Origin of the sequence: Opitutus terrae PB90-1 (assembly GCF_000019965.1) — a bacterium.
Taxonomy (GTDB): Bacteria; Verrucomicrobiota; Verrucomicrobiia; order Opitutales; family Opitutaceae; genus Opitutus; species Opitutus terrae.
Window position 1 is genome coordinate 5,146,732 of record NC_010571.1, and the last position, 11,992, is coordinate 5,158,723.

General features: G+C 63.3%; 8 protein-coding genes. 5 read left to right on the forward strand and 3 right to left on the reverse strand.

What is annotated here, in order from left to right; all coding sequences use genetic code 11:
- Window positions 1-319: 319 nt before the first annotated feature.
- The 3 genes from OTER_RS26525 to OTER_RS20030 form a co-directional block, all read right to left on the reverse strand.
- Window positions 320-1,336, reverse strand: a complete 1,017-nt coding sequence (locus tag OTER_RS26525; RefSeq protein WP_202795999.1) for a helix-turn-helix domain-containing protein — start codon at window positions 1,334-1,336, stop codon at window positions 320-322.
- 188 nt (window positions 1,337-1,524) lie between these two features.
- A complete protein-coding gene (locus OTER_RS20025; RefSeq protein WP_012376768.1) occupies window positions 1,525-3,750 on the reverse strand; it encodes an efflux RND transporter periplasmic adaptor subunit in 2,226 nt (741 codons plus the stop codon).
- Complete coding sequence (locus OTER_RS20030; RefSeq protein ID WP_158305494.1) at window positions 3,738-5,171, reverse strand: TolC family protein; 1,434 nt, start codon at window positions 5,169-5,171, stop codon at window positions 3,738-3,740. The genes OTER_RS20025 and OTER_RS20030 overlap by 13 nt, the downstream gene beginning before the upstream one ends.
- Window positions 5,172-5,590: 419 nt before the next feature.
- Between OTER_RS20030 and OTER_RS20035 the strand changes: the two genes are divergently transcribed.
- The 5 genes from OTER_RS20035 (at window position 5,591) to OTER_RS20055 (ending at window position 11,905) form a co-directional block, all read left to right on the forward strand.
- Entirely contained in the window at window positions 5,591-7,765 is a 2,175-nt protein-coding gene (locus tag OTER_RS20035) for an efflux RND transporter periplasmic adaptor subunit (protein WP_148218190.1), read from the forward strand.
- Window positions 7,766-7,786: 21 nt separating this feature from the next.
- Window positions 7,787-8,635 carry an efflux RND transporter periplasmic adaptor subunit gene (locus tag OTER_RS20040; protein ID WP_083767799.1) on the forward strand — a complete coding sequence of 283 codons (849 nt, stop codon included), beginning with the start codon at window positions 7,787-7,789 and terminating at the stop codon, window positions 8,633-8,635.
- Between the two features lie 23 nt (window positions 8,636-8,658).
- Window positions 8,659-10,113: a hypothetical protein gene (locus tag OTER_RS20045; RefSeq protein ID WP_012376772.1), complete on the forward strand. Its 1,455-nt coding sequence runs from the start codon at window positions 8,659-8,661 to the stop codon at window positions 10,111-10,113.
- Between the two features lie 232 nt (window positions 10,114-10,345).
- Window positions 10,346-10,849, forward strand: a complete 504-nt coding sequence (locus OTER_RS20050) for an adenylyltransferase/cytidyltransferase family protein (protein WP_202796000.1) — start codon at window positions 10,346-10,348, stop codon at window positions 10,847-10,849.
- A gap of 78 nt (window positions 10,850-10,927) precedes the next feature.
- Complete coding sequence (locus OTER_RS20055) at window positions 10,928-11,905, forward strand: bifunctional heptose 7-phosphate kinase/heptose 1-phosphate adenyltransferase (RefSeq protein ID WP_272940907.1); 978 nt, start codon at window positions 10,928-10,930, stop codon at window positions 11,903-11,905.
- The last annotated feature ends 87 nt before the right edge of the window (window positions 11,906-11,992 follow it).

The following is an 11,992-nucleotide window of genomic DNA, read 5'->3' on the forward strand; positions in this document are numbered from 1 at the left end:
CGCGATCCGCAGACGTTCTCACGCCTTCGTCGAACCGCGAGGACGCCACGACGAAGGCGTTCGGAGGAACACAGATGGACACGGATGCACACAGATGCCGCAGGTGTTCGCCCGTTCCTGACCTGGGTGCATCCGTGTTCATCTGTGGCTAAAATGGATTCTCGTGGCCGCCGGAACAATGCTGTGGCGACGCATGGCGCGAGCGAAAGCTGGCACACCGAAAAGGCGGAGGCCCCGCTCAACATGCGCAGCACCGTCCGCGAAGGCGGTCGGGCCTTTGCGCCTGTTTACGCCTCTTTGCGGCTATCCCGCTAGCCGATCACGCTTGCGGACGGCACAATCCGACGAACTGCAGCCGCGTGCTCACCCCGGCTTTCTGGAGGATGTGCCGGATGTGGGTCTTCACCGTTGGGAGCGCAATCTTGAGCTTCACCGCGATCTCCCGCGCCGAACTCCCTTCAAGAATGAGCTCCGCCAGTTCGCTTTCGCGCCGGGAGAACCCCAGCCGTTCACAGATCTGCGCCAGCGGGATCATGCCGCTGGGTACCTGCCGGCGCGTCGAGCAGGTGAGAATAAGATACGGCCGAACACCCAGCGGCGTCTGGAAGGCGAGATAGCGCACCGCCCCCTCGAGCCAGGTCTCCGTATCCAGTTTATGCTTCAGCTCCGACACCGACCCCTGGCTGACCGCCATTCGACCGGACACGGGTGGGAACTTGACTTCCCGAAACGCCCGAAAGCACCGGTCGCAGGCTTCCTTCCAGATTTCCGGCAGTTCCGACTGGCGCGGCAGCGAGAGATTCTGCAGCGCGGCGAAACCGCCATTCCACACGTGCATGTGTTCCTTGAACTTTCGATTCTCAAAGATGACCCGTAACCGGTTATCCAAGACGCACAGACCCTCGGGATGGATGTTCCCCACCATTCTGAACAGCCCGGCTTCGAACTCCTGTTCCTGGGCCTGCGCGAGCGCGACAAAGCAGCGGTCCACCAGACGCGAGATGCCACCGAGCGCCATCATCTCGTTGCCCGAGAACTCCGCGTCCGCCGGCGCACGGTAGCAAAACAGAATAAACTCTCCGCCCCGGTCCCGCTTGTTGCGCAGGACACGACAACGGCTGCTGGGCAAGGGACTGATCTGCCGGGCCAGCGTGGCGAGAAACGGCCCATCGAACCCCTGTGGAGGAATGATCGCTTCAATGCCGTTCTTCGCGGCCAGCGTCAGCAGGGGACTGCTCTCCGGACGAATCCCGTGCGCCATGAACACCGGCCGGCTGCCGGGGGTCGGCGTGGGCGGAAAGATCACGGCCCAGCCGCTGAGCGCGAACTGCTCCATGATACGTTTCAGCGATTGCTGGAACCCGGGCAGATTGCGCTGGAGGGCCAGCTCCAGCAGACATTCGTTCAACGCAGACGCTACCAGCATTGGTGATGGGGTGTTCCCGTCTCTCGCGCCGTTCGGCGCAAACTCGCGAACTTCACGTGGAAGGATTCGGCACCGGTGTCAACCCGGAGCTCGCCCGTTCACCGGCGCACCGGCTGGGGTTTCACGTTGAACAGCGACATGAACCAGCGCCAGGTCTTCTCCGCCACGGTGGTGCGATTTCCTTGAATCGTCAGCCGCACGCGCAGTCCCTCCTGAACCTCGTGATCCGGCTTGGGCAACGGCGCACTGGCCACGAACACCGGAAAATCCGGGCGGGCGCGTGGATCGCGCTGCATCATCTGCGATGGCACCGACCCTCCGAAGTAGGCGAGCATCCCGTAATGGATGTCGGTGGGCTGAGCCGGCTGGGAGGATACGGTGTCCAGCTCCGTCTCGAACAGCTGGGCCGTGGCCAGCCAGCGGCCGCGCACCTTGTTGCCCGGGCTGACCAGTTGGGCCTCGTTTTCCGTGAGCGGGATCAGCACCCGCATGTGACGGGTGTCCCCCAGCCGCAGAATCGGCACGTAGGGCGAGGCGTAAGCGCCGGCCAGTTTCTCCACGTCGGGAGTGAGCACATACCCACCCACCCGCGCTCGCAACTGCAGCTTGGCCGCGCGCGCGGAGGCCACCTGGTACGAAGCTTCCGCGAGTTCCATTTCCTGCGCGGCATGAGCCTGTGTTTCGGCCGCGCCCCAGGCGGGGGAGTAACGCAGCGAGCTGAAGCGAATACGAGACTGTTGCCGGGTCGCCTCGGCGACGCGCAACTCCGCGATCACTTCGGGATTGTCAAGCGTCACCACGAGATCGCCCGGCTGCACCCACTGCCCGGTACGAACGTGCACCTGCTTGATCACGCCGCCCACATCCGAGGCCATCACCTCCGGCGACTCGGCGGTCACGATGGCCTGCTGCGTGACCTTGTAGTGCGCCGGCACGAAAAAACTGATCGCCACGAGGCCCGCCAGCACGGCGATAGTCGTTAAGGCTCGGCGCCAGCTCGAGCCTGTCTTGACGATGTGCGCCCCGGGTTTCGTCGCATCCATGATGACCTTGATAAATGGCAGCGCCACAAATGAGCCTTCCACAAAAAAACCGAGCCCAAGGCCGAAATCGCGCAGCCCGATCGGCGCCAGCACCCGGCCGAAGATCTGAGTGAACCCGTAGATGATCGTGATCATGTACAGGTAGGCGAGCACCGCGTAGATCACGAACACGTACCCCCTGGATTCGGCTCCGAACTGCGACTCCTGATTGCGGTTTTGGTAGCCGAGGAACAGGCGCTGCAGCTGATACGAGCAAAACGCCATCGCCTTTGAACGGAGATTGGGAATCTCCAGCAGGTCGCAAACCACGTAGTAACCGTCGAACCGCATCAGCGGATTGATGTTGAAAACGATCGTGTTCACGCTCGCGACAATCATCGCGTTGAACGCCACGCTGCGGCCGATCCCCTCCGGCAGGACGAGCCAGAAATGGGCCGCGATGCACGCCATGATCAGCTCCGTGAAAATGCCGGCGATCGTGGTATAAAGCTTGTGCTTTTTCCGCCGCATCATCCACGCGTCCGATGCATCCACGTAGCCGCACGGGGTGAAACACATCAGGCACACGCCCATTTCGTGCACCTCGCCCCCGAAATGACGACAGGTGGTCGCATGCCCGAACTCGTGCAGCGTCTTGATCACGATGATCGTGAACCACAAAAGCACCAGATTGCTGGCGGAAAAAAAGTCGACGGGCCGGGTCGCAAACTCGCCCGAGTTCGCCAGCAACAGTCCAGCCGTCCAGACGTAGAAAAGCAGCGCGGCACCGACGAACCACTTCGTCCAAACAAAGCGGATGGCGTGCGCCAGCTGACCAAGCCAGGCGCTCGGGTCGATCAGGGGGACTTTGACGAAAAGGAATCCCTGGATGATCTTGGCCCAGAACATCATCAGCTGTTGCGGCCTGGTCTGGGTGGCGCTTTCGACAAACCGGCTCGCGCCGATGTTGAGCAGGCCGCCCGCGCCCAGCTGATTCGTGAACTGGGCGAGTTCAGCCGCAGTCCGCACATGATTCGGGTAACGGGCATTGAACCGCTCGGCGATTTCTCCGAGCGTGCGCTTCCCGTCGAGCAGGGTCAGGATGTAGGTTTCCTCCGGCAGCAGCCGAAAATACGTCAGCGCCAGCGGATCCTTCAGCACGTAGTATTCCTGATGCTTGAACATCTGTCGCCGGATCACGATGTCGGCGCGCAGTCGCGCCGGAACGATCGCCTCGAGTCGTCGTTGTTCGGGCGAAATCGCACCGTGCCCGGGCAATCCTGCAGTCGCTACGGCTTCCATGTGTCCGGTACCGCGATCGAGTCGCGGATCTGCCCGCCCACGGAGAACTCGATCTCGGCAATCATCGCGTTCTGCGTGTAGATCGACTCGCCCAAGCGGGTCTCCGCCCGCCGCAGGGTCATCGTCGCCTGCAGCACCTGCTCCAGACTCGCCTGGCCCTCCTCGTAGAGTCGGCGGGCATCGCGCGCCGCGCGGCTGGCCATGTCCACGCTCTTTTGTTGAGCCTCCATCGCGACCCTGGCCTGCGCCAGCCCCTCATAGAGTTCGTGAAGCTTGGATACGACGCCATGCTCCGTTTCCGCCAGGCGGGTTTCAGCGGAACGCCGCTCGGCGCGTGCGGCCATGCGCCGCCCGCGCGACGCGCCTCCCTCGAAAAGATTCCATTCCCCCATGACCCCGTATGTCCAGCCGTCGAGTCGGATGCCTGAATTGTAATAGGAACTACGCTCGCCATAGGAGGCAAACGCCTCGACGGTGGGCAGCCAGTTTCCCACCTCCGCGCGTTCGGTGGCCTTCGCCGCCGCGACTGCGACCGCAGCCGCCTCCAGGTCGGGCCGGTTTGCTCGCGCCTCGCCCAGAGCTTCCTCGAACGGCAGATCGAACGGCCGCGCCGTGAACTCGCCCGCCACCCGCACGGGCTGCTTGGAATCGGGTAGCTGCAGCAACCGGCGGAAGGATTGTTCCGCCGCGCCCAGCGCCCGACGGGCTTCCGCCAGATCCGCCCGGGCCCCTTCCGCCTCGGCTTCCGCCCGCAACAGTTCGAATTCCGGCACCTCACCTTCGGCCTGCTTCCGGGAGGTCCATTCCACGAGCTGAATATATTCCTCAACGCGGCGTTTCTCGGCCGCGACCGTGGAGGTTCTGAGTTGGATCGCATCCAGGCCCTGGCGCACCTGGCTGATCGTTCGGGCGACGGTGTTGCGCAGCACGAGATAGGCCTGTTTCTTTAACAACTGCTGCCGCTTTACCTGATGCCACGAGGCCAGCCCGTCGAACACCAACTGCCGCACCTCAACCCGCATGTCATAGCTGTAGAGCGCAACCGCCGTCTGGGCGGAGGGCGGGATGTTGCGTTCGCCCGGCGAACGATCGATGAGTCCGCGGGCGCGCTCGTTCGCGCTGGCACTGGCGCTCAGCTGCGGCAGCATGCGCGCGACGAGTTGAAGGCGCGCGCCCTCCTGCCGCTCGAACTCGTGCTTGGCCAACAGCAGGTCCGGGTTGGCTTCCAGTGCTCGCGCCACCGCTCGATCGAGCGTCCACTCGTCAGAGGCAGTCGCACCAGCCACCGGAGCCGGCTGACCGTTCGATCCCGATCCGGCGTCCGGCCGGATCTCGGCCCGCACGAAACCGACTGCTCCGAACAGCAGGGCCAGGTAGCGCACACGACAGAACCGCAGGTTGATGAAAGTCACGATGTTCACGGAATGCGCAGGAGCACCGGTCGGGATCCACCGCGGTGCCCATCCGGACTTGCGGGTGACCAGCACGCTTTGGATCGAAGAGGATAATACATTGCGCCCAAAGCCGAGAAAGTCGGGGCGCGGCGTTCCCATGGCAACGAATTTCTCGGGGCTCACGATCACTGCCCCGGCGGCGATTTCGAGCTCGGATACTGGTCGAAGCGTGTGCATCTTGGCGCTGCCAATACGACGAACCGATTCAGGTTTCCCGATTTGCGCGAAGCGCGTCATGCCGGAGTGGGAACACCGATGACCGACGCGTGATCCCACAATCGCATCTGAAAAATTCGTCACAAACCCACCGGCCCGCGATGCCGGCTCTTTTGGTTTGCCATGCCCCTTAGCCAGCTGAAATCGTTTCGCCTTTACCAATGACTCCCGTGCAGTCACCGCCTGCGCCCGCGCAGTTGCAGCAGCAACAGCAGCTTTTCAACAGCATCACTGCCCGACTCACGCAGCTGGCGAAGGACCCGCCTGACCTGCCGGTCTACCTGCGCGCCCATGCCGAGTGTGTGACCACCGCCTTTCGACCGGTGGGTTTTGCTTACGACATGATCAGCGGCCCGGCCTTTCATCGCGTGCTGCAGGGCAACGTGGAATCGCTGGGGCTCAAGGAGGCGCCGGAACAGGACAATGCGTTCCAGCGCGCCCGTCGGCTCGCCGCGGATCAGCGCAAGCCCGTGGTCCTGCCGCCTCACAGCCAGCACGGCACGCCATCGCAGATCGGCATCCCGGTCGCGGAATCACCCGCGCCGGACGAATCGCCCGTGTTCAATCGTACGCCCTTTGAACAGCTCTTCGTGCCGATTCCGCAGGGCAACGCCTCCGCCGGCGTATTGCACATCTGGTTTCAACCGGGCAATCCCAACGCCTCGCACGCGCGGCTCATGCTGCTGCGGCAGCTGTGCAACGAGATCGAACTTTACCTGAAGACACGCCGCGCGCGCGATGCGTCCCAGGAGGTCACCCGCATCAGCACCTACGCCCGTCTGCTGGAGGAGCTGACCGGCGACATCGACGTGGATTCGGTGTGCTGGAAATTGGTCAACTATGCGCGAGAAGCCGTTGCCTGCGACCGCGTGTGCTTGTTCACCGTCGCCCATTACGATCGCGTTCACGACATCGGGGCCGATATGTTCGACCTCAGCTACGATTTCAAGCTCCAAGCCTGCAGCGGCCTGAAAAGACCGCACCCGAAGAGCGAACAAGCCGGGGTGCTGCAACGCGTCGCCCAGAAGCTGGCGGAGATGTCCCTCGCGAAATCAGCAGCGGAAAGTGACAATGGTCCTGCCCCGCTGGCCGAGGCGCCCACAGCCGCAGCCGCGCCAGCCGGCGCTGCGCCGGTCCCCGAGCGGCCTCCCGGACCCGCGGCTCCCGCCCGGCAAGCCGGTCCGATCAAGCCGAAGCTCACGCTGATGATGCGTGATCCTTCTAAAATCGATGCACGTCCGGTCGAGGTGAACGATTATTTCGAGGTGATGCCGATGAACTGGGCCACAGTCATCCCGCTGTTCGACCGGGATCAGCGCGTGTGCGGAATTCTCCTGTTCGAGGGCACCAAGCTCGAGGAGCAGATTGCCGCGCTGCTCAAGCCCATGCTCGATCTCGCTGCGTCCGCCGGCAAGGCTCTCGGCACCGCTCTCTACTGCAACCAGCACCGTTCGATGCGGATCGCCCGACGGCTCGTCGCGACGCGCCAGGCCTACGTGAACACGCCAACCAAGCGGAAATGGCTCCGCTTTGGACTGCCTGCCCTGCTGTTCGTCGCCGTGCTCGCCTGCCCCATTCCGTATTCGGTCAAGGGCGGAGCCAGTGTGCTTCCCGTCACCCAAACCACCCTCCCGGCGCTGGTGAGCTCGCGACTGCTGGAAGTGCCGGTGCGCGAGGGTGAATCGGTGACACAGGGCCAGGTGCTCGCACGTTTCGATACCCGGGACATTCAGCTTCAGCTGGTGCAAGCCGAGCAGGAATATGAACGCTCGCTGGTCGAAAGCGACGCCGCCATGAACGCCGGCAACGAAGCCCAGATGCAGATCGCCCGGCTGAATGCCGACAAGGCGGCGGCCATGGCCGAGAAACTCCGGCTCGATCTCTCCCGGGCGGTCGTTCGCGCGCCGTTTGACGGCATCGTGCTGGGGGCGCAAACGCTGTCCACCCGGGTCGGCGAGGTGCTCCGGCTCGGCGAGCCGGCCCTGCATGTGGTCGATCCGCGCACTTGGCAGGTGAAGGCCGTGCTCAAGGAGCGCGACCTGATCTTCCTCGAAAAACGGCTCAAAACGCATGGGCCCGTTCCCGCGGCGCTCCGCCTCGCCGCCAACCCCGCCCACAAATATCAGCTGCAGCTCGTCAACCGTTCCCAGCTCGCCTACGGTCTGGACACGTCCACCGGCGACTATCAGTTCACCGTCGTGGTGCCGTTGAACGCCAAGTTGGACGATGCGGCATTCCTAAAATCGGGTTTCACTGGCCGGATGACGTTCGAAAGCGGCGTGCGCCCTGTCGCTTACGTGCTGTTCAAGGACTTCGTGGATTTCCTGACGGTTCGCTTCTTCTGAGTTTTCCTGCCTCACCTTCACATGGGCTTTCCTGCGAAAATCATCCCACTGGTAGCTGCAATTTCAATGGCGGCGGTCGCGCTGGCCCAGCCGGCCTCCGACAATGTCTCGCCGCCGAACGAGCCCTCGCGGGAACCGCCCGCGTTCCCGAGCAGCACCGCCCGAGGCTCGTTCAGATCGGTGCTGCGTCCGGCGGTCGATGTGAGCCTCAGCTCCCGCGCCGCGGGGATCGTCGAGGTCATCCACGTTCCCGAAGGCAGCACGGTCACCGCCGGACAATCCATCATGAGTCTGGACTCGGCCGAGCAGCGCGCGGAACTGGCCGAGGCAGAAGCGTCCGCCCGCGGCACCAAGGCAGAAAAAGACCGGGCGGCCACGGAATTTGAGCGGATCCAACGCCTGCGCCAGGACAACATCTACAGCGAAAAGCAGTTTCAGGAGGCCAAAGCTTCTGCCGAACTGGCCCTCAGCCGTTACGAGCAGGCTCTCGCCGCCGTCGAACTCGCGCGAGCGCGGCTCGCCAACCGCGATATCGTTTCGCCGATCGCCGGCATCTTCCTGAAAACCAACAAATTGGTGGGCGAGGCGATTGAGCGTTATGAGACCGTGGCACGCGTCGTCGACGTGAGAAGGCTCGAAATGCTAGTATTCTGCGACGCTCGGTATTTTTCCCTCTTCCGCGTCGACCAGCGCGTCGATGTGAGAGTGCTCAAATCGTCTGAGGACCAACCCATGATCTCCGGCACCGTTTCTCACGTGGACCCCGTCATTGACCCATCCAGTGGCACTTTTCGCGTGAAAATCCGCATCGAACCTTCGGCCCAGGCGGTGCCCGGGTTTTCCGCGATATTGATTGCACCCGGAGCCTGAAAAGCTTTTCTCCAGAACGTACCATGAACCCGTCTCCAGCATCCAACCGCAGCCTCCGCATCGAGGCCCTGGAGACGCGCACTTTGTTGGCCGGCGCGGCTGATCCTTTCGGATTAGTCGCCGACTACAATGCGGTGGTAGCAGCAGTGAGCGGCCAGGGTGATTTTTCCGCGAGTTTCAGCACCAATTTCGGCAACCATCAGCTGGTTCTGACGGGCACCGCCGATACCACCCTCACCATCGATCTCGACAAGCTCCCGGACTTCGTCACGAACTTGGACATTTCCAATTTTGGATCCGTGACTTTCATCGGCCACGACGACATCGCCACGATGAGGGTCTCGAATGTGGACAAGATCGAAGCGCCGAACCTGACGATCACGGGTGCATTGCAGGCGAACAAGGTCGACTTCATGGAAGTCGGAGACACCGGAGTGCTTTCGGTGCTTACCTTCACCGGTGACAAGACTGAACTCAAGGTCGGCAATTTCGGCGATGGTTCGACGATCGTGTCCAGCTTGGGAGCGTTGACGCTGAGCACGCAGGACGATCTGGTTCTGTTCGTCGCAGCGGCAACCAGTGACCATCCGGATCAGTATCTTTACCTGAAGGATTACAACGCCGGCTTGATCGTCGATCCCGATGGTATTCTGCGCTCAAATATTCGCGACTGGTCCCCGGCAGTGGATCACCCGGTGACACCGGATGATCCAGCGACGCCGGATACGCCGGTCCCGCCCGATTCACCGACCGATCCAATTACGCCCGAGCCGCCCACGGAGCCCCATGAACCCGGATTCGTGATCGTCGATCTGCCGCTCGATGAGCACATGCGTACGTTCGTGATGGAGCTGCGGTCACTGCTCGCCTCTTCCTCGGGTGATATCGACGAGCTCATCGCCCAATATGTGGCTCATCGCGACCAATCGAGTCTGCCGTTGGCAATCGTAGCGGACGGAACCAGCCACTTTGGCGGTTTCACACCATCCGGTATGCGCGGAAACGTATCCACACCTCTGCCGGCGCCTTCCATCCCGGGCTTCACGATTCCCGCTGCTGACGGCCTGCATGGCCCGGTTCTACCTGACGACCTTCAGTCCCTAGGAATGACTCCCGAGCTGCCCGCTCTCGCAGTGAAGGAGTTCGACATGCACTTCGGTGCCGTCGCGCCGCTTGACCTCGGTGCGACCGCGGTGGGTCTGGCTTTGCCCACGTCGCGGGCAGCCCGGCAGGGGGAGGCCACCGCTCGCCCGATGGAGAGCGAACCCACCCTCGCGGAGAGCGTGCGCGCTCTTGGCAGCTACATCGCGGAGCGCGTCACGGCCGAGTTCACGCCTGGACAGCAGTCTTTCGTGCTCTTGGTGGATCCGCCGCCCTCTCGCGGGCTGGCCGGAGCTAAAAAGGCTCTCGTGGAGCGCGGCGCGCCGGCGGCGCCCGCCACTGTCACTCTGACCAGTCCGACTCCAGAGTTGATCTGAGTCGGTTCGGAGAAACAGCGGACGGCTCGCCGTCTGAGCCGGGGTTGCAGATTGGTCGTCCAGCCGGGGCAACTCCGCATCAATTGGCCGCCTTGGAACGACGTCTTTTCTGAAGCGGGATGGCACCAACGACTGCTTCGCGCGCGGTGTGAAACAGCGCAAAAGAGTTCGCCTCGCGCCAGTGCCCGACACCAGAGTGCTTTGCGTCATGACGCCATTGGAGAGTCTTCTTTTGCCTATTCCCAAGTTGCGGAATCTCGCAGAAGCCGCGCGCGTGCGAGATGCGCTGGGGCGTGGCGCCCAGAAGGTCGTTCTGACCAACGGATGCTTCGATCTTCTTCATGCAGGCCACATCTACTTCCTGCAGCACGCACGCCGGGAAGGAGACGCGCTTTTCGTCGCACTCAACAGCGACGCCAGTGTTCGCGCGCTCAAGGGTCCCACTCGCCCCATCCAGCCCGCGATCGAGCGCGCTTACGCCCTCGCCGCGCTCGAGTGCGTGCACACGATCGTGCTGTTCGAGCAGCCGCGGCTGGTCACCGAGATTCGTGCCCTGCGTCCGGACATCTACGTCAAAGCGGGAGATTATTCCCTCAACTCACTCGACCGTTCCGAACGTGAAGCGCTGCGCGAGGTCGGCGCGGAGATCCGGTTTTTGCCCTTCTTGCCCGATCTGAGCACCACCGCGTTGCTCCAGCGGATCGTTGCAGCCAACGCGTCGGCCCCGCCACGATGAGCTTCAACCACCGACGCTGATTCGTTCCCGCCGGCCTGCTCCTTTCATGGACCTCTCCCTTGCCCGTCTTCGTCACTGATCACCGCGTTTGCTCAACCGCGGGTCGTCGTCGTTGGCGATCTGATGCTCGATCAACTGATCGTTGGTGACGCGAGGAGAATCTCCCCGGAGGCCCCGATTCCCGTCGTGAGTTTCGGCAGCGAAACATTCGTGCCCGGCGGCGCGGGCAACGTGGCGCGCGCGCTCGTGAGCCTTGGCGCCTCCGCGGATTTGTTCGGCGTGATGGGAGACGATTCCGGCGCGGGTCAACTGCGCGCCACGCTCGCTCAGTACCACTTGCCCACGAACGGACTCATCGTCGAACCCGCTCGCCCCACCACGCTCAAGACCCGGATCACGGCCCAACGCCAACAGATCGTGCGACTCGATCGAGAGACGAATCGCCCTTTGGCTCGCGCGACTCAAGAAGCGCTGATCACCGCCTGCTGCTCCGCCCTGCGCGGGGCGGCGGCCGTGATTGTGACTGATTATGCCAAAGGCTGCGTGGACCAGCGGCTCGTCGACGTCGTGCTCCAGGAAGCGCAGCAGTTCAATGTTCCCGTCTGCATCGATCCCAAACCCGGTCACCCCCTCGCGTTCCACGGATGCGCCCTGCTGACCCCGAACCGACGCGAAGCATTCGAACTCGCCGGCCTTCCCGACCCGGGCGCGACCGCTGATCCATCGCGCGACCCGGCGTTGCTCGCCGCGATCGCGCAGATTCAGCGCACGCACCATGCCGCTTCCTTGCTGGTGACACTGAGCGAGCAGGGCCTGTTGCTGGTGGAAGGCCAGCAACCGCCGCATCACGTTCCAACCGTCGCGCGGCAGGTTTACGACGTGACGGGAGCCGGCGACACGGTAATCGCGACCTTCGTGCTCGCACGCGCGGCTGGCGCCAGTTCGGCCGAAGCTGCGGCCATCGCGAATCTCGCCGCCGGCATCGTGGTCGGCAAAACCGGCACCGCCGCCGCGACCCCCGAGGAACTGCTTCACTGGATCGAACACACGCGCTGACGATCGCGACCGCGCGAGCAGCGATTCATTTTCCGACCCGTTCCCAGCTAGAACGCAGCGTCGCCGAGTTCTGGCGCGCCTAAGCTC